Source organism: Streptomyces sp. AK08-02 (assembly GCF_033795085.1).
GTDB classification, from domain to species: Bacteria; Actinomycetota; Actinomycetes; order Streptomycetales; family Streptomycetaceae; genus Streptomyces; species Streptomyces echiniscabiei.
The window spans coordinates 92,923-117,822 of the sequence record NZ_JARAZV010000022.1 but is presented as its reverse complement, the minus strand read 5'-3'; the positions used below and the strand labels follow the sequence as shown (position 1 = coordinate 117,822).

Sequence of the window (24,900 nt, the reverse complement as noted above, 5' to 3'; positions counted from 1 at the left end):
CGAAGGGGCGCTCCCGCCCAGGGGCGCGGGGAACTGCGCGAAAAGCCACGACGGCCCGGCACCCGCAAGCGCTCTTTCAGGGGCGCGGGGAACTGCGCGAAAAGCCACGACGGCCCGGCACCCGCAAGCGCTCTTTCAGGGGCGCGGGGAACTGCGCGAAAAGCCACAGCGCACCCGCACCCTCAACCAACCCTCCGCGGCAACCGCAAACTGAGCAGAGTCGTCAGCGCGATACCCCCCACCTGCACCACCAACGTCGTCACCAACGCATCCCGCATCCCCATCCCCGGCGTCAGCGAAAGGAACAGCGTGCCCAACGTCGCCACCCCCAGCGCCAACGCGGACTGCTGCGTGGTGACCATGACCCCGCCACCGACCCCCGCCCGCGCCGGCTCGACCTCCGAGAGGATGATCCGGAAGAGAACGGGAAGCTGAAGCGCCTGCCCCGCACCCGCGACCGCCGCCCCCGGCAGCAACTGCACCAGACCCAGGTCCGGCCAGGACCGCCACACCGCGACGGCGATGAGCGCCACGCCCACCCCCTGGATCAGGCCCCCGACGGTCACGATCCGGGTGCCGTACCGGGCGACCAGGCGCGGCCCGGCGAGAGAGACGGCGAAGAACGTCACGGCCATCGGGGCCAACGCCATCCCCGCCTGCACGGGCCCCAGGCCCGCCCCTCGCTGCAGGGCCACCGCGATCACGAACATGAACCCGCTGAAGCCGATGGAGAACGGCACGATCATCACCAGACCGCGTCGCAGAGACTTCAGCGCGAAAAGGGTCGGCGGCACGAGCGGAGTGCGGCCCTTGCGGTCCGCGCCGCGCTCGGTCGCCCAGAACGCCGCCGCCGCGAAGGGGAACGCGGCCAGCGACAGCCACGTCCACAGCGGCCAGCCCGCCGCCCGGCCCTCCGTGAGCGGGGCCAGCAGAGTGATCAGGGAGACCCCCAGGAGGACCGTCCCGGGGACGTCCACCGGCTCCGGGTGCTGCGAGCGGGTCTCCGGGACCGTCCGGGCGGCCAGGACCAGACCGAGCAGCACCACCGGCACGTTCACCAGGAACACCGAGCGCCAGCCCGTGCCCGCGATGTCGGCGGCCACCAGTACGCCGCCGAGGATCTGGCCCGCGACCATCGACAGGCCCGCTGTCGCGCCGTACAGGCCCATCGCCCTCGCGCGGCGCGGGCCCGCCGTCGCCGACTGGATCGTCGCGAGCACCTGCGGCAGCATCGCCGCGGACGCCGCGCCCTGCGCGATACGGGCCACCACCAGGGTCCACGCCGTCGGTGCCAGACCGCAGGCCAGGGAGGTGACGGCGAAGGCCGCCATGCCGCCCAGGAAGAGCCGGCGCCTGCCGAAGAGGTCGCCGAGCCGCCCGCCGAGGACGAGGAGGACGGCGTACGAGACCCCGTACCCGGCGACCACCAGTTCGAGGACGGCCTCGCTCGCCGAGAGATCCCGGCCGATGGTGGGCAGGGCGACGTTGACGATGAAGAAGTCGATGAGCGGGAGCGCCGCCCCGAGGAGCACGGTGAACAGGCCGAGCCCGCCGAGTACGGGTGGGTCGGCGGGGGAGCGGACGGTGGCGGTGGGTGGGGTGCTTGTGTTGGTCACGTCGACCAGCCTGCGCCGTCTCTGAGGGGGGTACCAGAGTGTCTTTATCCTGGTAGTAGGAGTACCTGGAAACAGGGTCGGAACGGACGAGGAGTGGAGGGAGAGTGGCACTGTGACCACCATCGCCCAGGAAACCACCGCTCAGCAACGGCAGCCGCAGGGCCGGCCGGACCGCCAGGACCAGCGGGCCCGCCAGGACCAGCCGGGCCCGCAGCAGCGGGAACCGCAGCGGCCCGGTGGGCGCGGCTCGGAAATCCGGCGCCACGAGCTGGCCGTCTTCCTGCGCAGCCGCCGCGAGCGCATCACCCCCGAACAGGTCGGGCTGCCGCGCGGCCGACGCCGCCGTACGCCGGGTCTGCGCCGGGAGGAGGTCGCCCAGCTCTCCGCCGTGGGCGTCACCTGGTACACCTGGCTCGAACAGGCCCGCGCAATCCAGGTGTCCGAACAGGTGCTTGACGCCCTCGCCCGCACCCTCCTGCTCGACCCGAGCGAACGCGCCCACCTCTTCCAGCTGGCCGGAGCCGTCGACCCCACCCCCGCCGCGAGCTGCCCGACGATCACCCCCGCCATCCGCGAACTGCTGCGCGCCCTCGACCCGATCCCGGCCTGCATCCAGAACAGCCGGTACGACATCCAGGCGTACAACCGCACGTACAGCCGTCTCATGGGAGACCTGGACGCCGTACCGCCCGAGGACCGCAACCTCATGCTCCTCGTCTACACGAACGAGGAGTGGCGCTCGTCGGTCGTCCTGCTCGAAGAGACGATGCGGGTGATGGCGGCCAAACTCCGGGTCCAGCAGGCCGCCCATCTCGGCGACCCCGCCTGGAAGTTGATGCTCAAGCGGCTGCGTACCCGGTCCCCGGAGTTCTGTGCGATCTGGGAGCGGTACGAGGTGGTCGCCGCCCGGGGCAAGACCAAGCAGTTCCGCAATCCGTACGTCGGTCTGCTCACCGTCGACCACACCGACCTGTGGCTCGCCCCGGAACTGGGCACCCGGCTGGTGACGCTCGTCCCGACGGACGAGGAGACACGCGAGCGCCTGGAGAAGCTGTACGCGATGGCCTTGGGCGGAGGTTGGGGAGAAGAAGCAGGCGAGTAGTCGAGAAGGGTCGGCAGCCGGTCGAGTTCGGTCGGAAGATCAAACCTTGGCGGTCAATTCCGCTCTCCGTGAGGTGTGTTGGGGGTGGCGGCAACGCCTCGGCGCAGGCGTTTCCCTAACGTCGTCGGGAGTTGATCATCAACGCCCGGAAAGGCGCCCTCGATGACCGAACACGCACCTGAGCATGCACACGGGCACGCGGACTCGACTGGCCGAAGCGTTCCCGTCCAGGTTCAGGCGCTGCGCCCCGGCGACCACGCCTGCCTGGACGTGCCCGACGCCCACGCCCACTGGCAGGTACTGACCGCCTACACCCGCACCGGACTGACCCGTGGCGAGAAGGTGATGGTCGTCCTCGACCCCGCCGACGTGGGCGACGACGACGCCCTCGCCCGTCTCGACACCGGCACCGGACAGGCTGAAACCGCATGGCGGAGCGGTCAGTTGGAGATCGTACGCAACAGCGCTGTCTACGTCCCTGACGGCAGCTTCTCCGAGGAGCGCCAGTTCCGTCTCTACTCCGACGAGTTGGAGCGGGCACGGACCGATGGGTGGACCGGGCTGCGGGTCGGGGCGGACATGGCCTGGGGGCAGCGGGCCGGCGTCAGCGAGGACCGACTCCTCGACTACGAGGCGTTCATGCGACCGCTCTTCGTGGATCCGCGCCTCACCGCGATGTGCTGGTACAGCCGTCACCAGTACACCGACCATCTGGTGGCCGCGATGCGGACGGTCCACCCGCTGCGGGTGATGACGCACCTGGACGCCCTCGAAGTGATCGGTACGGGCGGCTCCGGCCCCCTCCGGTACGCACTCGACCTGACCGGCCTGTTCTACATGGAGGCGCACGCCGCCTGGCAGCTCATCGGCTTCGCCCGGGAACTGCCCGACGGCGACACTCTCGACGTCCGCTGCGACCCGATCCTCGAAGCGGTCCTCCGAGGCCTGGGTTCCGACGACGTAGGGCAGTTGAGGCTTCGTACGGAATCGGATCCGGAGCCGGAGGCACAGACCCCGAGGGGGGAGTGGTGAACGGTCAGCGGGGCAAGCCGCTGAACCAGGCCGCCACCTGGCTCCGGGCCGCGAAACCCAGCTTGGCGAGGATGCGTTCGGCATGCCCCTCGGCCGTACGCCGGGAGATCACCAGCCGCTCCGCGATCTGCCGGTTCGTCAGGCCCGACGCGATCAGCGCGGCCACCTCCAACTCGCGCCGGGTGAGCCCGGTGTCGGGCACCGGCGGTGCGGACCGTGCGGCGCGCCCGGCGCCGGTGGCCTTGGCGCCGGTGTTCCCGGTCGCGGTGCGCGGCTCGCCCAGCGCGTAGGCGAGGGCCTCGTGTGCCGACAGTTCGTAACCGCGCCGATGGGCCTCGCCGCACGGGCCGTCGGCGGGCGTCCCGTCGGCCTGCCGCCGCTCGGCCGACGGGACGTGGCCGAGGTCGCGGTGGATACGGTGCGCCGCACCCCGCAGCACGGCCGCCCGCTCGGTGTCGCCCCGGGCGACGGCGACGACGGCCAGTATCTCCAGGGCGCCGCCGACGGCGTGCGGCTCGCCGCTGACGTACGGCAGCCGCAGACAGTGCCGGGCACTCTCGGCGGCGGCCTCGTGCTCACCCAGGGCCCAACGGGCGGTGGCGAGTGTGCCCAGGACGTATGAGCGGACCCACTGCTCGCCGTACGTCTCGCACACTGCGAGGGCGTCCACACACAGCGGAACGGCGTGTTCGGGGCGGCCGTGGAAGGTGAGCGTGGCCGCCAGCTCGACGCGGCTGAGGAGGTGGAAGGCGAGCAGTCGTCTCTCGTCGTCGCCGCCGTGTCCCGGTCGCCGGCGCAGGACGTCGGCCAGCGGTCTGACGTCCGGTATCTCGTGCGGGGCCAGTGTCGGAGGGTGCGGGGCGCCGGTCAGGAGCACGGCGTTCGTCCGGCTGCGGACCAGCGGGATCAGAGCGGCGGCCCAGTGCGCGCGGGTCAGCTCGGGCGAGGGACGGCGTCGGCCTCCGCGCAGGAGGAGCCGTTGCCACCAGTGCCGCAGTTCCGCCCAGGCGCCGCGCGCGATCCAGTAGAACCACAGGCTGCCGATCAGACGCAGTCCGCGCGGGGTCTCGCCGGGGGTGGTGAGACAGAAGTCGAGCACCGCGCGCAGATTGTCGTGCTCGGCGCGCAGGCCGGCCAGGGTGCCCGGCTGGTCCGGCCCGAACCAGCTCCGCTCATGCTCCTCCGCGACCCGCACGAAGTGCGCGCACAACCGCCGCCGGGTGTCGCCGCCCGCCCCGAGCGCCTCCAGCCTCTCCAGCCCGTACTCACGAAGAAGCCCGAGCATCCGATACCGCGCGCCACCCCCGCTTCCGGCCTCGCTTCCCTCCCTGACCAGAACGGACTTCTCCACGAGCCCGACCACGGCCTCCGGCACGGCGACTCGGAGGGAGCCGGAGGCGGCACCGCACACCGCCTCCGCGCCCGCCAGGTCGAAGCTGCCGGTGAACACCGACAGGTGGGCCCAGGCGAGTTGCTCCGCTGGGGTGCACAGGTCGTGGCTCCAGTCCACGGCCGAACGGAGGGTCTGGTGGCGGGGTGGGGCGGCCGGGCTGCCGCAGGTCAGGAGGCGGAAGCGGTCGCCCAGACGCTCGCCGAGGCGTTCGTCGAGTTGCTCCACCCCCAGGGCGTGCATCCGTACGGCCGCCAGCTCGATGGCCAACGGGAGGCCGTCCAGACGGTGGCAGAGGCGGGCCACGGCCGCTCGGTTGTGGTCGGTGATCGCGAAGCCGGGCACCACGGCCGCCGCCCGTTCGGCGAACAGTCGCAGCGCGGGGAACTCCGCCCCGGGGCGGGCCTCTCCGGGGGCCGGGGTGGCCAGCGGGGCCACCGGGAGCAGCTGTTCCTCGGTGAGGCCGAGCCGGTGGCGGCTGGTGGCCAGTACGCGGACCCCCTCGGTCGCCCCGAGTACCGCGGCCACCAGCGAGGCGCAGGTGTCCGCCAGGTGCTCGCAGTTGTCCAGGACCAGCAGCAACCGCCGGCCGCGCAGATGCTCGACGACCGTGTCCAGCGGGGCCCGGCCCGTCTCGTCCCGGATACCGAGCGCGTCCGCCACCGCGTGCGGCACCAGCGCGCCGTCCCGCACGGCGGCCAGCGGCACCAGCCGAACCCCGTCCGGGAACCTCCGTACGGCTCCCTCCGCCACCCGCCCCGCGAGCCGGGTCTTGCCGACCCCGCCGGGGCCGGTGAGCGTCAGCAGCCGGGTCGTGGTCAACAGCCGTCTGGCCCGCGTCAGTTCATGGCGTCGGCCGACGAAACTCGTCCCCGGCACAGGGAATCCGACCGTCCGCCGCGACCCGGCTGCCCCCACGATCGGCCACGCCCTCTTCGCGTTCGACGAGTTGATGGTGCCCTTGCGTCATCCCAACGGTGATCATCGGCAATGGGTTACACCAACGGCTCACTTCGCGGTACGCGCCCCCGCCGCACCTCGCACGCCCGTCTCCCCGCCCCCGTCGGCATCGGCTTCGGTATCGGCACGCGAGCCGCCCTCACTCCTGCCGCCTCCGCCCTCGCCACCCTCTATCTCCCCGAACTCTCCGATCTGTCCGTCCTCCAGACGCCCGGCGGCCCGCTCCGCCGTCTTCCGGGCCCAGCCGCCGGTCGTGACGGCACCCAGGACCAGTACGGCCAGCCCGCAGCCCGCGATGATCCACCAGCCGGGCCGCGACGCGGAGACGAACACCTCCTTGTACGGGCCCGCCCCGATGCCCGACGCCAGCACCGCGCCGATCACCGCGACCCCCAGCGTGCCGCCGGTCTGGCGGCTGGTGGAGGCGACCGCGGCGGCCACCCCGGCCTGGGCCCGGGGCATGCCCGAGACGGCCGTGTTGGTGATGGGCGCGTTGACGAAGCCGAAGCCGAGGCCGAACAGGAAGTACCCGATGACCAGCGTCACGTTCGACGACTCCGCGTCGAACCCGGCGAACAGGACCCCGCTCGCGGTGATCGCCACCCCGGCAGTGAGGAGCGGGACACGCGGGCCCCGGCTGCCGACCAGGCGCCCCGAGATCGGCGCGCAGACGAAGCACATCACCGCCATCGGCAGCATCCACAGACCCGCGTGCAGCGCTGACAGCCCCCGCACGTTCTGCAGGTACAGCGTCGACAGGAACAGGAACCCGCTCAGCGCCGCGAACGCGCTGACCGCGACCACGGTCGCCCCGCTGAACGGCACCGACCGGAAGAACCGCAGGTCGATGAGGGGTTCGGTGCGCCGGGGTTCGTAGTACAGCAGTCCGAGCAGCGCGGCCAGGGCGACCGCACCGAAGGCGAGCGTGTGCGAGACCGGCGAACCGGGCGCCTCGATGATCGCGTACGTCAGCGAGCCGAGCAGCGCGATGACCAGGACCTGGCCGACCGGGTCCGGACGGCGGGCCTTCGGCGCCCGGGACTCCGGGACGTACCGCAGGGTCAGCAGGAGCGCGGCGAGGCCCACCGGCAGGTTGATCCAGAAGATCGAGCGCCAGCCGACGGAGTCCACGAGCGCGCCGCCGACGATCGGGCCGGCGGCCATGGATATACCGACCACCGCACCCCACACGCCGATCGCCCGGGCCCGCTCGCGAGGGTCGGTGAAGGTGTTGGTGATGATCGACATGGCGACCGGGTTGAGCATCGAACCGCCGACCGCCTGGATCATGCGGAACACGATGAGCGAGTCGAGGTTCGGGGCCAGCGAACAGAGCACAGAGCCGAGCGTGAACAGCACCAGCCCGGTCAGGAAGACCCGGCGGCGGCCGATCCGGTCGGCGGTCGAACCCGCCAGCATCAGCAGTGAGGCCAGTACGAGTGTGTACGCGTCGAGCGCCCACTGCATACCGGCCACACTCGCGCCCAGGTCCTTCTCCATGGCGGGCAGCGCCACATTGAGCACGGTGACGTCGAGGCTCACGATCAGCAGGCTCATACAGCAGATCGCGAGCACCAGCATGCGGCGGCGGGGACTCAGCTCGGACATGCGGTCCATAGTACGACTAACTAACGACTTTGGCTGTACTCCGTCCGGTGGGCGAGAATGGCGGGATGTCCACGCCCGTCACCGCGCCCGTCGCCGCCCCCGCGAGCCTCCTCCGGATCGGCCCGCACGCCGTCCAGCCGCCCGTCGTCCTCGCCCCCATGGCGGGGATCACGAACGCGCCCTTCCGCACCCTGTGCAGGGAGTTCAGCGGGGGTAAGGGCCTGTTCGTCAGCGAGATGATCACGACCCGGGCGCTGGTCGAACGCAACGAGAAGACCATGCAGCTGATCCGCTTCGACGCGACCGAGAAGCCGCGCTCGATCCAGCTGTACGGCGTCGACCCCGCCACCGTCGGCAAGGCCGTCCGCATGATCGCGGAGGAGGGCCTCGCCGACCACATCGACCTCAACTTCGGGTGCCCCGTCCCGAAGGTGACGAGGAAGGGCGGCGGCTCGGCCCTCCCGTACAAGCGGCACCTGCTGCGCGCGATCCTGCGCGAGGCGGTCTCCGGCGCCGGGGACCTCCCCGTCACGATGAAGATGCGCAAGGGCATCGACGACGACCACATCACCTACCTCGACGCCGGCCGTATCGCGGTGGAGGAGGGCGTGACGGCCATCGCGCTGCACGGCCGCACCGCTGCCCAGCACTACGGCGGCACGGCCGACTGGGAGGCCATCGCCCGCCTCAAGGAGCACGTGCCGGAGATCCCCGTGCTCGGCAACGGCGACATCTGGTCGGCCGAGGACGCGTTGCGGATGGTCCGGGAGACCGGCTGCGACGGAGTGGTGGTCGGCCGTGGCTGCCTCGGCCGGCCGTGGCTGTTCTCGGACCTGGTGGCCGCCTTCGAGGGGCGTACGGACGACATCGCGCGCCCGTCCCTCCGTGAGGTCGCCGACATCATGGTCCGGCACGCCACGCTGCTCGGTGAGTGGATCGGGGACGAGGCGCGCGGGGTCATCGACTTCCGTAAGCACGTCGCCTGGTACCTGAAGGGCTTCGCGGTCGGCTCCGAGATGCGCAAGCGTCTCGCGATCACCTCGTCACTGGTCGAACTCCGTTCCGGGCTGGACGAGTTGGACCTCGACCAGGCTTGGCCCGACGGCGCGGACGGGCCACGGGGTCGTACGTCCGGCAACAACCGGGTGGTGTTGCCGGAGGGGTGGCTGAAGGATCCGTACGACTGTGCCGGTGTGAGTGAGGATGCGGAGTTGGATACGTCGGGGGGCTGAGTTTTCGGCTGCGGGTGCGTTTCGGCTGGTCGCGCAGTTCCCCGCGCCCCTTCGCGCCCTTCGGGCGCTTACGGGTGGGGCGTCGAGCCGTATGCCGTGAGGAACTTGTCGCGGAACGCGCTCATCTTCCAGACCGGGGCGTTGTGGGCGGGGCGCAGGCCGTCCGTCCAGTTCCAGTCGGCGATCTTGTCGAGGATCTTCGGGTCCTTGGCCACGACCGACACCGGCACGTCACGGCTGGCGTTGGTGCCGCTCACCCGGGACATGGGCTGGTGGTCGCCGAGGAAGACGAGGACGGTGTTGTCGGTGCCGTAACGGGTCAGCCAGTCGATGAGGCTGGTGACCGAGTACTGGATCGACTTGCCGTACTCCGCCTTGGCCTCGGGGCCGTTGTAGAGGACGTCCTTGGGGTCCTTGCCCGCCTTCTGGATCGCGTTGAACACCGTGCCGTCGCCGAGCTGGTCCTGCGGGACCGTCTTCGGCAGCGGCGCCCAGGGCTGGTGGCTCGACGTCAGGATGATCTCCGACATCAGCGGCTTGGCCTGCTTCCTGCCGTGCTCCAGGCGCTGGTAGGCGTCCAGCGTGTACTGGTCCGGCATGGTGGACCAGCTGAACTTCGGTCCCTTGTAGCCGAGGTCCTTCGCCGCGTAGTTCTTCTGCAGGCCGTAGAAGTTCGCCTCCGGCCAGCTCTTCTGCACGCCCGGCATCACGCCGACGGTCCGGAAGTCGCCGGTGCGCCGGAACACCTCGGGGAGCGTGAGACGGTCACTGTTGACGAGGGTGCGGTAGCGCTGCTGGTTGTTGATCCACAGGCCCGACAGGAACGTGGAGTGGCCGAGCCAGCTGCTGCCGCCGTACGTCGCCGAGGTCAGCCAGCCGCTCTTCGCGGCGAACCCGGCATCCGTCAGGGCCTGGGTCTTGTCGGCGAGCGTCCGGTCCACGCCGGGCGACATGATCGGGTCCTCGATCGCGCTGCGGCCGTAGCTCTCGATGAACGTGAAGATGACGTCCTTGCCGCGCAGGTCCGGCACCAGCTGGTCGCCGGGCGTCTTCGCGAACGGGTCGTTCTTCGCCAACTCCTTGAACTCCGCCTCGTCGTGCAGCGTGTCGCTCACCCGCCGCGCGTGCACCTTGACGACCCCGGCGGTGTGGTCCGACGCGATCGGCACCCCGCCGATCGTCAGGCCGAGGGACATGCAGGTGATCCAGACGGTGCCCGCGATGAGCGTCGCCTTGGTGGCGACGGTGTTGTGCCGGGCGAGCAGGTTGCTGAGCCGCACCGTCGCGAAGGCCGTCGCGACCAACAGGAACAGCACGAGGAGGATCACCGCGAGGGTGGCGGCGAGTGAACCGGCCGTGCCGAACGAGTCGGTGAGGTACGACTGGGCGTCGCTCAGCAGCGCCCAGTCGAGCAGTACGTTGAAGTGCCGGCCGAGGAACTCGACGAACCCCATGTCCAGCAGGTTCACCACGGTGACCGCGCCGAGGAAGGCGCCGATGGCCGCCGCCGTGATCACACGCGGCCGGCGCGGCATCGCGAGCAGCACGACGGCCGCGACGATCGCCTCCGCCGGGAGCCGGAGGAACTCCGAGATCCGCAGGTTGCCGAAGGTGTTCGGCATCTGCAGCGAGACGAGCACGAGAAGCACGGAGAGGGCGGTCACCGCCCAGCTGACGTTACGGGCGGCGATGGGCCGCCGGGTACGCCAGCCGACCTTGGGAGCCGCAGCCGCGTCCGCACTCTCGGCCTCGGTGGCCTCGGTGGGTGCTTCGGGCGTGTCGGTTGGCTTGTCGGGTGCCTCGGTGGCCGGGGCCGGCTCGTGGGCGGGCGCTGCGGGACTCGCGGCGGATGCGGTCGGGGGTTCGGCCGCCGGTGCGGTCTCCGCCTCCGCCTCCGCCTCCGCCTCCGCCTCCGCCTCCGCCTCCGCCTCTGCCTCTACCGGTGCCTCTGCCTCTACGTCTGTCCCTGTCTCGGCCGTGTCCGGAGGCGGGGTCTCGGTCGAAGGTGTCTTCGCCGACACCTCTGATGGCGCGTCGGACGGTGCCTCGGAAGATCCCTCGGGGGTGGCGTCCGTCGATGGGTTGGTGCGAGTGAACTGAGGCACCCCGGAGGTCCTTCCGTGTGAAGCCGTGCAGGGAGCGGCGGACCCGGCGCGGGAGCCGAGGTCCGCCGCCATCCCGTACGGCGGGCCCTCGGCCTCCGTTCAGCCTCCGCGTCCAAGCACCCGGCAAACACCCGGCAAACGCCTCACCAAACTGCCGGTCACACGCCTACCGGCACCTGCGGTCAGGCGCCCCCGACCGCCGTGAGCAGCGCCAGGGGGGCCGCCGCCGACCGGGATTCCCGTACGCACGCGTGCGGGTAGGGCACCGGTTCGCCGTGGGTGTCGCGGCCGTAGCCGGCGAGGACCTCGGGGAGACGGTGGCCGGTGGCGGTCGCCGCGTCGACGAGGGCGTGGGCGACCGTACGGGCCTCGTCGTGCAGGCCGTACCGGGCCAGGCCGAGGGTGATCAGGGCGTTGTCGTGGGGCCAGACCGAGCCCCGGTGGTAGGAGAGAGGGTGGTAGGCGGGCTGGCCCGACGCCAGCGTCCGTACGCCCCAGCCGGAGAAGAAGTCCGGTTCGACCAGGCGCCGGCCGACCTTCTCGCCGTACTCCTTGTCGAGCAGCCCCGACCAGAGAAGGTGTCCCGCGTCGGAGGCCAGCGCGTCGACCTGGTTGCCCTCGCCGTCGAGGGCGAGCGCCGGGAAGGAGTGCTCCGGCATCCAGAAGTCCCGCTGGAAACGGTCCCGGAGGTCGGCCGCCGCCTGTTCGAGGAGAGCGGCGTACACCTCGTCGTCCCATACCGTGCGGGCGAGATGAGCGGTACGGCGCAGGGCGTCGTACGCGTAGCCCTGGGCCCCCGCCGCCATCACCGGGCCGCTCGCGCGGGTGCCGTCGGCCGAGCAGATGGCGCCGGGGGAGTCCTTCCAGTTCTGGTTGGCGAGGCCGCCCTGGTCGGCCCGGTAGACCAGATAGCCACGGGACGTCAGGCCGCTGTGGTCCAGCATCCAGCCGATCGCCGCGCGGGCGTTGGCTTCGAGGCGGCGGGCCAGCGCCGTGTCGCCGGTCTGCTCGACGTACGCGCCGAGGAGCACCAGGAACAGCGGTGTCGCGTCGACCGAGCCGTAGTAACGCCCGTACGGCACCTGCCCGAAGTGCGCCAGCTCGCCGTGCCGCACCTCGTGCACGATCTTGCCCGGCTGGGCCACGGAGTCGGGGCCCACCTCGGTCGCCTGGGTCGCGGCGAGCGCCGGGAGGGTGGCGGCGGCGAGTTGGGGACGGTAGGGGAGCGCGAAGAGAGAGGTGAGGAGCGCGTCGCGGCCGAGGAGGGTGAGGAACCAGGGTGCGCCGGCGGCCGGTACGCGCAGTTCCTCGCCGTCCGGTCCCGTCGCGGGGACCTGGAGCGACGCCAGGTCGCAGAGGCCGCGCGCGCAGGCCGCCGCCAGCTCCGGCCAGCCGGTGGGGAAGGCGACGCCCTCGACGAACTCCCCTTCCAGTGCGAGGAGTTGATCGTTGGCGGCGGCGGGGGAGGAGGGAACCAGCGGTTCCTTCGGTGCGCCGTGCGGACGGGCGGCGACGCGCAGTGTCAGTTCCGCCGAACCGTGCGGTTCGAGGTCCAGGGTCCAGACGAGGCGCCGGGCACCGGTGCCGGTCTCCTCGACACCGTCGGGCGCGGGCTCGGCGGTGACCGTCGTGGAGGACAGCCATTCACCGCGCCGGTAGCTGAACTCGACGCCGTCGTCGAGGACTTCACGTTTGCGGACGGCGCCGGGCTTGACGTACGTACGGTGGTCGGAGCGCAGCTCGAACTGGTCGGTGAAGTCGGCGTCGGCGGTGACCGCGATCCGGACCGTCACCGGCACCGGACGATTGCTGGTCACCCGCAGCGACTCGACGAACGCGCCGTCCCCGAGGGCCTGTTCGCGGAAGAGCGTGTAGGCGGGCGGTTCCTGACGGCCCCCGCGCGGGACGAGAACGCAGCGTGCGGTGTCCCCGTCGGCGACCGGGCTGAGCGTCTCGGGCAGGGCACCGTCGACGGTGAGCTGCCAGCGGCTCAGGTGCCGTGCGTCGCGCACGAACAACCCGTCGGGCTGGCTGCCCCCGCGTACCCCGCTGATGTCCCCGCCGTCACCCACGGCCGCGAACGTCCCGCCGTGCACGAGCAGATGATGCCGGTCCGTCATCGCCGTTCCCCTCCCTGGTCACTCATGCCGAACACGTTGTTGATGTCGCTGTCGTCGAAGGGCTGTTGGTGGAGCAGGTCGAGGGTGAGCGCGGCGGTCCAGCCGAAGCCGAGCGCCCCGCAGGCCTCTCCGGTGTACGGGTCGACGTACTCCGCGAAGTCGGTCGCGTCGGCGGTCTCCAGCAGTGCCGTGCGCAGGGTGTCGGCGTGCGCCCGCTCGCCGTGCTGCCGCAGCCCGCGCTCCACCAGCCACCCCGTGTTGAACCAGGCCGGCCCGCGCCAGTAGCGGTGCGGGTCGAAGGCCTCGCCGAGCAGGTCGTAGGACGGTACGAGGCGGGCGGCGCCCCCGACCTCGAAGTGCGGACCGCGCGCCGTACGGACGAGGGTGGCGGCGATGTCACGGGGGAGCGCGGGCAGCAGGAGGGGGATGAGGCCGGAGACGCTCCGCTCGGGGACGAGCGCGCCCGCGCCGACGTCCCGGCAGAAGAACATCCCCTCCGCCGGGTCCCACAGCCGCTCCACCAGCGCCGCCGTCAGGCGTTCCGCGCGGGCGTTCCTGGCCGTGGCCGTCGCGCCCAGCTCCTGTGCGATACGGGCCAGGGCGTGCTCCGACGCGATCAGCAGCGCGTTGAAGGAGGGGTCCTCGACGGCGAACTCGCCGGTCCCCGCCTCCCCGCCCCCGCCCGGCCCGTCCCCATGCCCTCCGCCCGGCCCATCCCGGTACCCGCCGTCCCGGTACTCCGTGGCCAGCCGTACGTACCGTCCGTAGTCCAGGTCGGTCGGCCGGTCCTCGGCGGCTCCGTGGTCGAGGTCGGCGCGCCGGAAGGAGCGCGCCGGGGCCGGGGTGACGCGGCTGAGCGGGGCGTCCCAGCAGGGGCTGTTGTCCATACCCTGTTCCCAGGGGTGCACGACCGACGCGAGGCCGCCCCCGCCCAGGTCGCGCCGGTGCAGCAGATAGCGGTGCCAGGCGGCGAGCCGGGGGTAGGCGCGGGCGAGGAAGCCCCGGGAGCGGGACAGGCCGGGGTCCGCCTGGTGCACCAGCCAGACGGCCAGCGCGTGCACCGGTGGCTGCACGATGCCGGACGTCTGTACGGTGCGCGGGGCGCCCGCAGCGCGCCCCGCGGTCGAGGAGCGCCAGAAGTCGGGGCTCGGGAAGTACGCGTCGAGCGGGACGGAAGGGTTGAACACGATGTGCGGGATCCGGCCGTCGCCCCACTGGGCGCCGAGCAGCGTCTCCAGCTCCGTCTGGGCGCGCAGGGGCGACAGATGACGCAGGCCGATCGCGATGAACGCCGAGTCCCAGGACCACTGGTGCGGATACAGGCCGCGCGAGGGAACCGTCGAGGAGCCGGTCCAGTTGGCCTCCAGCACCTCGGCCGCCCTGGCGTGGAGGGCAAGGCCGGCGTGCGCGGTGTGCGGAGTGCGCGGGGCGTACTGGGAATGTGTCGGCCTGTCCGGTTCGTATACGACGGAGTGCGCCGTGGCGTGGGCACGGGAGGTCAGCTGGGCAGTGCGATCCACTCGGGGCTCCCCGAAGACGTTCGGCCCGACCGGTTCGGTCGAGCCACCTTAGAGTTACGTCTATTTAACACGCATAACTCAATATGTAATGCAAGCTTGAGAAACACAAGGGGGTGCGCATGAGCGGTCGTACGAGTGGTCGCGCTCAGGCGAGCGCCGGTGATCTGCTCGAACTGGTACGCAGTGGACGCGCCACGACGCGTGGTGCCCTGCAACAGGTGACGGGTCTCTCACGGGCGACGGTCGGCCACCGCCTGGACCGGCTGTTCCGCGCGGGCTGGTTGCGCGAAGGGGCCTCGGGTCCGGTCGACTCGCCGCTCGGCGGGCGCCCGTCGATCACCCTGGAGTTCGACGACGCCCACGCCGTCGTCCTCGCCGCCGACCTCGACACCCGTCATGCCCGCGCCGCCGTTCTCACCCTCACGGGTGAACTTCTCGCGGAACACTCGGGCACCCTGGCGGTGGACGACGGCCCCGACGCGGTGCTCGGCGAGCTCGGCCGCTGGTTCGCGGAGCTTCTGACGAAGGCCGGCCACCGCCCCTCCGAGGTGTGCGGCATCGGCCTCGCGGTACCGGGCCCGGTCGACATGGACAGCGGCCGGGTCGTCCAGCCGCCGATCATGCCCGGCTGGGACGGCTACGACATCAGAACCCGGCTGGCCCGCGCCGTCGCCGAACACACGGGCGAGCCGACCGCGGTGCGGATCCCGGTGCTGGTGGACAACGACGCCAACCTCATGGCGTACGGCGAACAGCGCACCGGACACCCCGGCTGCTCGGCCTTCGTCCTGGTGAAGGTCTCGACGGGTATCGGCGCGGGCGTGGTGGTCGGCGGCTCGGTCTTCCGGGGCATCGACGGCGGCGCCGGGGACATCGGGCACATCCGCGTCCCGGAGGGCGCCGAGGCGTTGTGCCGGTGCGGGTCGTACGGCTGTCTCGCCGCCGTCGCGAGCGGGGGCGCCGTCGCCCGGCGGCTCACCGAGGCCGGGGTGCCGGCGGCGTCCGGCTCGGACGTACGGGACCTGCTCGCGGCCGGGCACCCGGAGGCGCTCGCGCTCGCCCGGGAGGCGGGCCGGAGTGTGGGGGACGTACTGGCGACGGTGGTGACGCTGCTCAACCCGGGCGTGCTGATGATCGCGGGCGACCTGGCCGGCACCCCGTTCCTCACCGGCGTACGGGAACTGCTGTACCAGCGGGCGCTGCCGCGCTCGACCGCTCATCTGGACGTGGTGACGTCGAGGCTGGGGGAGCGGGCGGGGCTGGTGGGGGCCGGGGCGATGGTCGTCGAGTACCTGTACGCGCCGGAGCGGGTGGAGGAACGGCTGTCGGCGCTCGGGGTGTGAGCTGTGACAGCGGTGTTTCCCCTTCTTGTCGGCGTCCGCATGGTGAAATCCGGGCGCTGGTTCGTGCGTGATTCTCGCCACCCTTGATAGAGGGGTCGCTCAGATGAGCGGATCGCAGGCGGCTGCACTTCTCAAAGGGTGGCACTCAGTGCCACCCTTTGATCGTTCATCGATAGAACTCAGGCGTGTTGCCATCCGCTCATCTGAGCGACAAAATGGGCATGTGTCTGCCGGTGTCTTCAAGAAGTGAAAACATGACGCTTCGACTGCTTGCCGAGCCTTGACTTTGGATCTGCTGGCTGACGGCTGGTTACAGGCGTATGACACGCAAGTGGACGTACCCATACGCCTTGGATCTGGGTATGTTCCTGGCCGTCAGGGCAGCCACCGCGTCCCGAGGGAGTCGAGACCCGTGTCGGAAAACAAAGAGTCCCACGTAGTCAAGTTCGTTTACGACTTCACCGAGGGAAACAAGGACCTCAAGGATCTCCTCGGTGGCAAGGGCGCGAACCTCGCCGAGATGACCAACCTGGGACTCCCCGTTCCCCCCGGCTTCACCATCACGACGGAGGCCTGCAAGGTCTACCTCGACAGCGGAGACGAGCCGGCGGCACTGCGTGACGAGGTGAGCGCGCACCTCGACGCCCTCGAAGCGGCCATGGGCAAGAAGCTCGGCCAGGCCGACGACCCCCTCCTCGTCTCCGTCCGTTCCGGGGCGAAGTTCTCGATGCCCGGCATGATGGACACGGTGCTGAACATCGGCCTCTCCGACAAGTCGGTCCAGGGCCTCGCCAAGCAGGCCGGCGACGAGCGCTTCGCCTGGGACTCGTACCGCCGCCTCATCCAGATGTTCGGCAAGACGGTCCTCGGCGTCGAGGGCGAGCTGTTCGAGGACGCGCTGGACGCCGCGAAGACGGCCAAGAAGGTCGCGGTCGACACGGAGCTGGAGGCCGCCGACCTCAAGAAGCTGGTCACCAAGTTCAAGAAGATCGTCAAGACCGAGGCGGGCCGCGATTTCCCTCAGGACGCGCGTGAGCAGATGGACCTCGCGATCCACGCGGTCTTCGACTCCTGGAACACCGACCGGGCGAAGCTCTACCGCCGCCAGGAACGCATCCCCGGCGACCTCGGCACGGCGGTCAACGTCTGTTCGATGGTCTTCGGCAACCTGGGCCCCGACTCGGGCACGGGCGTCGCCTTCACCCGCGACCCGGCCAGCGGCCACCAGGGCGTGTACGGCGACTACCTGCAGAACGCGCAGGGCGAGGACGTCGTCGCCGGCATCCGCAACACGGTCCCGCTCGCCGAGCTGGAGCGGATCGACAAGAACTCGTACGACCAGCTGATGCAGATCATGGCCACGCTGGAGAACCACTACAAGGATCTCTGCGACATCGAGTTCACCATCGAGCGCGGCCAGTTGTGGATGCTCCAGACGCGCGTCGGCAAGCGCACGGCGGGCGCCGCCTTCCGCATCGCCACCCAGCTCGTCGACCAGGGACTCATCGACGAGGCCGAGGCGCTCCAGCGCGTCACCGGCGCCCAGCTCGCCCAGCTGATGTTCCCGAAGTTCGACGAGGAGGCGAAGGTCGCCCCGGTCGGCCGTGGCATCGCCGCCTCGCCGGGCGCGGCGGTCGGCAAGGCGGTCTTCGACTCGTACACCGCGGTGAAGTGGTCGCGGTCGGGGGAGAAGGTCATCCTGGTCCGCCGGGAGACCAACCCCGACGACCTCGACGGCATGATCGCGGCCGAGGGCATCCTGACCAGCCGTGGCGGCAAGACGTCCCACGCGGCCGTGGTCGCACGCGGCATGGGCAAGACGTGTGTGTGCGGCGCGGAGGAGCTCGAGGTCGACACCAAGCGGCGCCGGATGACGGTGCCGGGCGGGCACGTCGTGGAGGAGGGTGACCTCATCTCCATCGACGGTTCGAGCGGCAAGGTGTACCTGGGCGAGGTCCCGGTCGTGCCGTCCCCCGTCGTGGAGTACTTCGAGGGCCGGATGCACGCGGGTGCCAACGACGCGGACGAACTGGTCGAGGCCGTCCACCGCATCATGGCGTTCGCCGACCGCAAGCGCCGGCTCCGTGTCCGCGCCAACGCGGACAACGCCGAGGACGCGCTGCGCGCCCGCCGCTTCGGCGCCCAGGGCATCGGGCTGTGCCGTACGGAGCACATGTTCCTCGGCGACCGGCGCGAGCTGGTCGAGCGGCTGATCCTGGCGGACACGGACGTCGAGCGCGAGGAGTCCCTGAAGGCGCTTCTCCCGCTGCAGAAGCAGGACTTCGTCGAACTGTTCTCGGCGATGGACGGCCTGCCGGTGACGGTCCGTCTCCTCGACCCGCCGCTGCACGAGTTCCTGCCCGACATCACCGAGCTGTCGGTCCGCGTCGCCCTGGCGGAGTCCCGCCAGGAGCCGCACGAGAACGACCTGCGGCTGCTCCAGGCCGTACACCGGCTGCACGAGCAGAACCCGATGCTGGGCCTGCGCGGTGTACGTCTCGGTCTGGTCATCCCCGGTCTGTTCACCATGCAGGTCCGCGCCATCGCGGAGGCGGCGGCGGAGCGCAAGAACGCCAAGTGCGACCCGCGCGCCGAGATCATGATCCCGCTGGTCGGTACGGTCCAGGAGCTGGAGATCGTCCGCGAGGAGGCCGACCAGGTCGTCGCGGAGGTCGAGGCCGCGACCGGCGTGTCCCTCAAGCTGTCGATCGGCACGATGATCGAACTGCCCCGCGCCGCCCTCACGGCCGGTCAGATCGCGGAGGCGGCGGAGTTCTTCTCCTTCGGCACGAACGACCTCACCCAGACGGTGTGGGGCTTCAGCCGGGACGACGTGGAGGCCTCGTTCTTCACGGCGTACCTGGAGAAGGGCATCTTCGGTGTCTCCCCGTTCGAGACGATCGACAGGGACGGCGTCGGCTCCCTGGTGAAGCTCGCCGCCGAGGCCGGCCGCGCCACCCGCCCCGACCTCAAACTCGGTGTCTGCGGCGAACACGGCGGCGACCCCGAGTCGGTGCACTTCTTCCACGAGGTGGGCCTGGACTACGTCAGCTGCTCGCCGTTCCGTATCCCGGTGGCGAGGCTGGAGGCGGGCCGAGCGGCCTCGTCCTCGACGGGCAGCGACCACCGGTAGGGCCTGAGGCCCAGGGGCGGCCGGGGAGCGTTGAGAACCTCAGCGGCTCCAGGAGGCCCCGGAGACGCCGGAGCGGTTGCCTGTCACCCCGACCCTCAGCGACACGGCAGCGGTTCCGGAGCACGAGAGAGGGCGGCACCCCTGTGCGGGGGGTGCCGCCCTCTTGATCTGTCCGTGCTCAGGAGATGGCGCGGAGCGCGCCGTGCCGAGGCCGCGCGGAGTCCGAGCGGAGGCCTTCGACGGCAAGTCCGGTCTGCTGGTCCTCGGGCAGAAACACAATCAACTGCTGTGCTTCCGCAGGGAGTTCGAGCGTCTCACGGATCAGCCGGAGCTTCGGTCCGGCGGGATGGTCGAGCCGGAGCACTCCCCGCTGCGGAACGACGTGCCGGTTCAGGCGGCGGGTCAACTCGGGGCCCGCGAGAGGCGCGAGTTCCGCGCTGAACCACTCGGAGTTCTCGACGGAGGGGGCCAGCCACAGGTCGAACGCCTGCTCGTCGGCGATGTCGTCCCAGTCGGCGAAGAAGGTGCGGGCACGGGGGTCGGTGAAGACGTAGCGGGTGAGGTTCGGGGCTTCGGCGTCGAGCAGGCCGCTGCCGTTCACCACCGCTGCGTACGCGCTGGTGTGGGCGAGGATGTCGCCCAGCCGGTTGGCCACCAGGGCGATGCCACCCGGTTCGAGGAGACGGAGCGTCTGCAGTACGGCGGGCCGCACATGCCGGGACGCGGGCGCGGGCCGGGGGTGCGCGGTGCACTCACCGCCGGTGATCTTCGTGAGGTAGCGCAGGTGGGTGCGCTCGGACGTGGACAGGCTGAGGGCGTCGGCGAGGGCGTTGACCACCGCCACCGAGGGATTGCGGTCGCGGCCCTGCTCGATACGGGTCAGGTACTCGACGCTGATGCCGGCGCGCGCCGCGAGATCCTGGCGCCGCAGCCCTGGTGAGCGGCGGCGGCCCCGGTCCGGCAGACCGAGCGACTCGGGCTGGATGCTGTCGCGCATGGTCCGGATGAAGTCCCCCAACGGCGTACCCATGCCTTGAGGATAGGACGGGCCGGCCCGGTCGCGGCGGGCTCAGCGTGGCCCTGCGGGGGCCAGCCTGCGCTCGGCCTGGCTACGGCCGGGGGCCGCCCGGAGAGTGGTGGACATGAACAACGACACGCACAAGCTCGTGATCATCGTCGCCAGCGTCCGAGAGGGTCGCTTCGGTCCCGTGGTGGCCGAGTGGGTCGGCGAACAGGCCGCCCTGCACGGCGGGTTCGACGTGGAGGTCCTGGATCTGGCCGACTTCGACATCCCGCTGGCCCTGCCCGCCGAGTCGCCGAAATACGCCGGTGACGACTATCCCCGCCCGGCCGGGATGCGGCCACTGACCACCGCACTGGAGAGCGCGGACGCGTTCCTCGTGGTCACACCCGAGTACAACCACAGCTACCCCGCCTCCCTGAAGGCGGCCATCGACTGGCACTTCACCCAGTGGACGGCCAAGCCGGTCGCCTTCGTGAGCTACGGGGGTGCGGCGGGCGGGCGTCACGCGGTCCTGCATCTGGAGAACGTGCTGACCGAACTGCACGCGGTGACGATCCGCGACGGCCTCGCCTTCCCGAACTACTTCACGGCCTGGCAGGACGGTCGCCCGGTCGACCCCGATGCCCCCGGGTACGCCAAGACGCTGCTGGAGCAGCTCGCCTGGTGGGCGGGCGCGCTCAGGTCGGCACGCGAGGCCGCTCCCTACCCGGCCTGAGAGTCCCTCAGGAGTAGACCACCGGGCACCCCCGTCTGAGCGAGTGCTGTGCCGCGCGCAGGTAGAGGGCGACATAGAAGGACGCGTCGAGATCCTCGCTCCACGGGCCCGGCGCGGTGGCCGCCGCCTTCTCGGCCTCGCCGTCCAGGAACCACATGGTCAGGTCCAGGTTGTCGCACATCTCCGGCACCTCGGGGGGCAGTTCGACGGCCCTTGCCAGCTTCTCGGCGATCGCCAGGACCTGAGGCGCACCCGCGATCACGGTGTTGTCGGAGTACGAGGACTCCACCGGCAACTCGATCTCCTCGTCCAGGGACACCGGCACCAGGACCGACCAGCCGAGGAGGGTCTCCGTCTCCGCCGCCGAGAGGTGCGCCTCGCACAGCGCCGTCAGGCCGTCCATCGGCGGGACCAGTTTCTCCTCGAAGGACCGGCCCGATCCGCGTACGAAGTCCGCCGCCGCCGGTACGGAGTCGTACCGAGGCAGCCCCCGCCGCACCAACTCCGCGTTCAGGCCCACGGCGACCTTCGCGCGCCCGCCCTCGTCCTCGTCCTCATCGAACCATTCCTCCGCACCGACATCGACCAGGTATACGCCCATGACCGCAACGTACTGCGCACCACTGACATCGACGCCGGTGCGCAGTACGGGCGTATGCCGGGGGCTATGCGCGGAACGGGCCCGTCACCTCGTACGTGATCCCGTCGGAGGAGCTGCCGCTGGTGCCGCGCTGGCTGGAGAAGTACAGGCGGCTGCCGTCGGGGGAGAACGCCGGGCCCGTGATCTCCGAGCCCGACTGGCCGTCGACGCGCAGGAACGGGGTGACCACGTCGTCCGGGGTGATCAGGCAGATCTCCATGTTGCCGCCGTCCTCCGCCACGAACAGGTCGCCCGACGACGTGCCGGTGATGTTGTCGACGCCGGTCAGCGGGGCCGTGCCCGAGGTGACGAGGGAGTCGTCGTACGCCAACTCATAGGTGTTCGTGAGGAGGTTGAGCTGCCAGACCCTGTTGTCGCCCTTCGTGGTGAACCAGACCTTGTCGTCGGCGTAGTGGCAACCCTCGCCGCCGTTGAAGGACTTGGAGCCGGAGACCTGGGCGCGGGTGGTCGTCGGGGAGCCGTCCGGGTCGGGGACCGTCGTCCAGGTGTATGAGCCAGAGGTCGCCGTGCCGGCCACCAGGACCTGGAGGGTGCCGGACGACAGGTCGCCCCAACTCGTGGGAACGAAGCGGTAGAAGCGGCCGTTCGTCTCGTCCTCCGTCAGATAGACGACCTTGCGGACCGGGTCCGCGGCCGCCGCCTCGTGCTTGAAACGGCCCATCGCGGGGCGCTGTACCGCCGCGCTCGTGCCCCACGGGTCGGTCTCGTAGACATACCCCAGCGACACCTCCTCGCAGGACAGCCACGTGTTCCACGGAGTGCGCCCGCCCGCGCAGTTCTGCCGGGTACCCGACAGGATGCGGTACGCGGACGTGATGGCACCGGTCGCCGAGAACCTCACGGCACTCGCGCCGCCCGAGGGGTTGATCTCCGAGTTGGAGACGTAGATCCAGCCCGTGCCGTTGGCGTAACAGGCCCCGCCGTCAGGGGCGTTGTGCCAGGTGTACGACGTTCCGGTGACCGTATGGCCCGAGCGGGCGACGACCCGGCTGGTGAAGCCGGCGGGGAGTCTGATGCCGTTGGCGTCGGCCGCGCCGAGGGCTCCGTACGGGCCCGCGCCCGGCTGGGCGGGGGCCGCGTGGGCGGCACCGCGCCACAGGGTGCCGCCGAAGACGGCCGCCGAGCCGCTGATGACGGCGGCGCGCAGGAGGGTACGGCGTGCAACGTGTGCGTTCACTCGTGCGTCCACTCTCGCTCCAAAGGGGGGTGGCGTGACGTGCGGTGACGTCAGGGACCCTAGGGCGGCAGAGTGGAATTGTCATGTACGCGCTGCGACTCCCGGGTGGCCGTTCGAATGGCCGGAATGCTCTGGTGCCTGATCGTGGATCTTTCCAACTCCGCTTCGGACGCACTGAGTTCACCTACGTTGGTGCGCAAATGATCAGCATCGAACACACCGGAGGCTCCGCCGTGTCGCACGACGACCCCACCCCCTCGGCCGGTACCGGCGCCCGCGCGCGGGTGCACATCGACACCTCCAAGCCGCACTCGGCCCGCTTCTGGAACTACTTCGTCGGCGGCAAGGACAACTACGAGGTCGACCGGGAGATCGGGGACCACATCAAGGAGATCTTCCCCGGCCTCGTCGACGTGGCCGTCACGAGCCGCCACTTCTTAGGACGCGCCGTCCGCCACCTGGCCGACGAGCAGGGTGTACGCCAGTTCCTGGACGTCGGCACCGGGCTCCCGACCGCCGACAACACCCACGAGGTCGCACAGCGCGCCGCCCCGGACGCCCGGATCGTGTACGTCGACAACGACCCCGTCGTGCTGGCCCACGCGGACGCCCTGCTCGGCAGCACCCCCGAGGGCCGGACCGTCTACCTCAACGCCGACCTGTACGCCCCCGAGACCATCCTCGAAGCGGCGGCCGACACCCTCGACCTCTCCCGGCCGGTCGCCCTGATGATCCTCAACACGCTCGGCCATGTCGCCGACCACGACCAGGCGCGCGACCTGGTGACCCGGCTGATGGCGGGCCTGCCGTCGGGCAGCCATCTGGTGGTCAGCGACAGCACCGCCACCAGCGAGGGCATGATCGCCGCGTCGGACGCCTACAACGCGAGCGGCGCCGTCCCGTACTACGTACGGAGCATCGGGGAGATCGCCGCCTTCTTCGACGGCCTCGACCTGCTGGACCCGGGCGTGGTCCAGGTACCGGAGTGGCGCCCCGACCTCCGGGGCCCGGCCGGTCCCGCCACGGCCGTCGACGCCTACTGCGGAGTGGGCCGCAAGCCCTGACACGCGGCGCCACAGAGCGTAGAACTGGCCATGGGGGCCGATCCGGCGCAGTCCGGACGCGGATCCGGACACACCTGCCCGGAACCGTCGGAGCCGCCTCGATCGACGCCCATGGAGGTCACCCGAACATGCCCGGTTGGAACACGCAGGACATCCCCGACCAGAGCGGCCGTATCGCCGTCGTCACCGGTGCCAACAGTGGGCTCGGGTACGTCACCGCGCGGGAGTTGGCGCGCAAGGGGGCGCGGGTGGTGCTCGCCTGCCGGAGCGAGGCGCGGGGTAACGAGGCGGTCGCACGGCTGCTGGCCGAAGTGCCGGACGCCATCGCCGAGTTCTGGCCGCTGGACCTCGGAAACCTGGGCTCCGTAGGGGAGTTCGCGGACGAGCTGCCGTACGAGCGGATCGACCTGCTCGTCAACAACGCGGGCGTGATGGCGTTGCCGCACGGAACGACGGCGGACGGGTTCGAGACGCAGTTCGGGGTCAACCACCTCGGCCACTTCGCGCTCACCGGGCTGCTGTTCCCGACCCTGCTCGGCACGCCCGGCGCCCGGATCGTCAACCTCTCCAGCGGGGCCCACGCGCTCGGCAACATCGACATCGACGACCTCAACAGCGAGCGGAACTACCGGCGTTGGACCGCGTACGGGCGTTCCAAGACGGCCAACCTGCTCTTCACGCACGAGCTGGCGCGCAGGCTGGCCGCCGTCGGCTCCGGCGTCGTGGCCGCCGCCGCGCACCCCGGATACGCCGCCACCAACCTGCAGACCGCCGCGCCGAGGATGCAGGGCCGCAGGGGTGCCGAGCGGTTCATGGAGATCGGCAACCGCTTCTTCGCCCAGTCCGCCGACGCGGGCGCCCTGCCCACCCTGTACGCGGCCACCGCCCCCGACGTACGGCCCGACGCGTTCGTCGGCCCCAGGATCCTCGGCTGGCGCGGTGCGCCCGCCAAGTCGTGGCGGGCTTCCTGGACGCTCAACGACCAAGCGGGAGAACGGCTTTGGGCCGCCTCCGAGCAGCTCACCGGAGTGACGTACGAGGGCCTCAAGTCCTCGTGAACGCGAGCGGCGCCCCGGACGACGGTGGCCGGGGCGCCGC

Annotated in this window: 17 protein-coding genes; 8 read left to right on the top strand and 9 right to left on the bottom strand. The window is 71.0% G+C overall.

The window, feature by feature from the left end; translation table 11 throughout:
* Positions 1 to 182 precede the first annotated feature (182 nt).
* Positions 183 to 1,616: an MFS transporter gene (locus PV734_RS38125; RefSeq protein WP_319293977.1), complete on the bottom strand. Its 1,434-nt coding sequence runs from the start codon at positions 1,614 to 1,616 to the stop codon at positions 183 to 185.
* A 112-nt stretch (positions 1,617 to 1,728) separates the two neighbouring features.
* Between PV734_RS38125 and PV734_RS38120 the strand changes: the two genes are divergently transcribed.
* Positions 1,729 to 2,718 (top strand): helix-turn-helix transcriptional regulator, encoded by a 990-nt coding sequence (locus PV734_RS38120; RefSeq protein ID WP_415924332.1) that lies wholly within the window; start codon positions 1,729 to 1,731, stop codon positions 2,716 to 2,718.
* A gap of 162 nt (positions 2,719 to 2,880) precedes the next feature.
* Entirely contained in the window at positions 2,881 to 3,750 is an 870-nt protein-coding gene (locus PV734_RS38115; protein ID WP_319293975.1) for an MEDS domain-containing protein, read from the top strand.
* Between the two features lie 4 nt (positions 3,751 to 3,754).
* Here the strand turns inward: PV734_RS38115 and PV734_RS38110 are convergent, their stop codons facing one another.
* Positions 3,755 to 6,019: an ATP-binding protein gene (locus tag PV734_RS38110; protein ID WP_319293973.1), complete on the bottom strand. Its 2,265-nt coding sequence runs from the start codon at positions 6,017 to 6,019 to the stop codon at positions 3,755 to 3,757.
* 129 nt (positions 6,020 to 6,148) lie between these two features.
* The gene (locus PV734_RS38105) at positions 6,149 to 7,708 is read right to left on the bottom strand and encodes an MFS transporter (RefSeq protein WP_319093359.1); all 1,560 of its coding nucleotides are present in this window, start codon (positions 7,706 to 7,708) and stop codon (positions 6,149 to 6,151) included.
* Between the two features lie 65 nt (positions 7,709 to 7,773).
* On the opposite strand from PV734_RS38105, the gene dusB reads away from it, so the two are divergent.
* A complete protein-coding gene (gene dusB / locus PV734_RS38100; protein WP_319093358.1) occupies positions 7,774 to 8,940 on the top strand; it encodes a tRNA dihydrouridine synthase DusB in 1,167 nt (388 codons plus the stop codon).
* Between the two features lie 68 nt (positions 8,941 to 9,008).
* Here the strand turns inward: dusB and PV734_RS38095 are convergent, their stop codons facing one another.
* From PV734_RS38095 to PV734_RS38085, 3 genes are all read right to left on the bottom strand, one after another.
* Positions 9,009 to 11,045 (bottom strand): sulfatase-like hydrolase/transferase, encoded by a 2,037-nt coding sequence (locus PV734_RS38095; RefSeq protein WP_319293972.1) that lies wholly within the window; start codon positions 11,043 to 11,045, stop codon positions 9,009 to 9,011.
* A 182-nt stretch (positions 11,046 to 11,227) separates the two neighbouring features.
* On the bottom strand, positions 11,228 to 13,165 hold the full coding sequence (locus tag PV734_RS38090; RefSeq protein ID WP_319093356.1) for a glycogen debranching N-terminal domain-containing protein: 1,938 nt from the start codon (positions 13,163 to 13,165) through the stop codon (positions 11,228 to 11,230).
* A complete protein-coding gene (locus tag PV734_RS38085; protein WP_319093355.1) occupies positions 13,162 to 14,685 on the bottom strand; it encodes an MGH1-like glycoside hydrolase domain-containing protein in 1,524 nt (507 codons plus the stop codon). The genes PV734_RS38090 and PV734_RS38085 overlap by 4 nt, the downstream gene beginning before the upstream one ends.
* A 119-nt stretch (positions 14,686 to 14,804) precedes the next feature.
* On the opposite strand from PV734_RS38085, the gene PV734_RS38080 reads away from it, so the two are divergent.
* Together PV734_RS38080 and ppdK are read left to right on the top strand one after the other, a co-directional pair.
* Positions 14,805 to 16,028: an ROK family protein gene (locus PV734_RS38080; RefSeq protein ID WP_319093354.1), complete on the top strand. Its 1,224-nt coding sequence runs from the start codon at positions 14,805 to 14,807 to the stop codon at positions 16,026 to 16,028.
* Positions 16,029 to 16,440: 412 nt separating this feature from the next.
* On the top strand, positions 16,441 to 19,161 hold the full coding sequence (ppdK, locus tag PV734_RS38075) for a pyruvate, phosphate dikinase (RefSeq protein WP_319093353.1): 2,721 nt from the start codon (positions 16,441 to 16,443) through the stop codon (positions 19,159 to 19,161).
* Positions 19,162 to 19,339: 178 nt separating this feature from the next.
* Here the strand turns inward: ppdK and PV734_RS38070 are convergent, their stop codons facing one another.
* The gene (locus PV734_RS38070) at positions 19,340 to 20,191 is read right to left on the bottom strand and encodes a helix-turn-helix transcriptional regulator (protein ID WP_319093352.1); all 852 of its coding nucleotides are present in this window, start codon (positions 20,189 to 20,191) and stop codon (positions 19,340 to 19,342) included.
* Positions 20,192 to 20,303: 112 nt separating this feature from the next.
* On the opposite strand from PV734_RS38070, the gene PV734_RS38065 reads away from it, so the two are divergent.
* Positions 20,304 to 20,900, top strand: coding sequence for an NAD(P)H-dependent oxidoreductase (locus PV734_RS38065; protein WP_319093351.1), 597 nt, complete (start codon positions 20,304 to 20,306; stop codon positions 20,898 to 20,900).
* A gap of 7 nt (positions 20,901 to 20,907) precedes the next feature.
* On the opposite strand, the gene PV734_RS38060 is transcribed toward PV734_RS38065, so the two are convergent.
* Positions 20,908 to 21,501 (bottom strand): hypothetical protein, encoded by a 594-nt coding sequence (locus tag PV734_RS38060; RefSeq protein WP_319093350.1) that lies wholly within the window; start codon positions 21,499 to 21,501, stop codon positions 20,908 to 20,910.
* Between the two features lie 64 nt (positions 21,502 to 21,565).
* Positions 21,566 to 22,738 carry an alkaline phosphatase PhoX gene (locus tag PV734_RS38055; RefSeq protein ID WP_319293970.1) on the bottom strand — a complete coding sequence of 391 codons (1,173 nt, stop codon included), beginning with the start codon at positions 22,736 to 22,738 and terminating at the stop codon, positions 21,566 to 21,568.
* Positions 22,739 to 22,938: 200 nt separating this feature from the next.
* On the opposite strand from PV734_RS38055, the gene PV734_RS38050 reads away from it, so the two are divergent.
* Both PV734_RS38050 and PV734_RS38045 read left to right on the top strand, forming a co-directional pair.
* The gene (locus PV734_RS38050; RefSeq protein ID WP_319293968.1) at positions 22,939 to 23,802 is read left to right on the top strand and encodes an SAM-dependent methyltransferase; all 864 of its coding nucleotides are present in this window, start codon (positions 22,939 to 22,941) and stop codon (positions 23,800 to 23,802) included.
* Between the two features lie 128 nt (positions 23,803 to 23,930).
* The gene (locus tag PV734_RS38045; protein ID WP_319293966.1) at positions 23,931 to 24,860 is read left to right on the top strand and encodes an oxidoreductase; all 930 of its coding nucleotides are present in this window, start codon (positions 23,931 to 23,933) and stop codon (positions 24,858 to 24,860) included.
* Positions 24,861 to 24,900: the final 40 nt, after the last annotated feature.

What these genes read in the sequence shown, in the direction of transcription:
- PV734_RS38070 (WP_319093352.1), bottom strand. Translation starts at nt 20,191, where the DNA reads ATGGGTACGCCGTTGGGGGACTTCATCCGGACCATGCGCGACAGCATC.
- PV734_RS38045 (WP_319293966.1), top strand. Translation starts at nt 23,931, where the DNA reads ATGCCCGGTTGGAACACGCAGGACATCCCCGACCAGAGCGGCCGTATC.
- dusB (WP_319093358.1), top strand. Translation starts at nt 7,774, where the DNA reads ATGTCCACGCCCGTCACCGCGCCCGTCGCCGCCCCCGCGAGCCTCCTC.
- PV734_RS38050 (WP_319293968.1), top strand. Translation starts at nt 22,939, where the DNA reads ATGATCAGCATCGAACACACCGGAGGCTCCGCCGTGTCGCACGACGAC.
- PV734_RS38090 (WP_319093356.1), bottom strand. Translation starts at nt 13,165, where the DNA reads ATGACGGACCGGCATCATCTGCTCGTGCACGGCGGGACGTTCGCGGCC.
- PV734_RS38105 (WP_319093359.1), bottom strand. Translation starts at nt 7,708, where the DNA reads ATGTCCGAGCTGAGTCCCCGCCGCCGCATGCTGGTGCTCGCGATCTGC.
- PV734_RS38065 (WP_319093351.1), top strand. Translation starts at nt 20,304, where the DNA reads ATGAACAACGACACGCACAAGCTCGTGATCATCGTCGCCAGCGTCCGA.
- PV734_RS38080 (WP_319093354.1), top strand. Translation starts at nt 14,805, where the DNA reads ATGAGCGGTCGTACGAGTGGTCGCGCTCAGGCGAGCGCCGGTGATCTG.
- PV734_RS38115 (WP_319293975.1), top strand. Translation starts at nt 2,881, where the DNA reads ATGACCGAACACGCACCTGAGCATGCACACGGGCACGCGGACTCGACT.
- PV734_RS38060 (WP_319093350.1), bottom strand. Translation starts at nt 21,501, where the DNA reads ATGGGCGTATACCTGGTCGATGTCGGTGCGGAGGAATGGTTCGATGAG.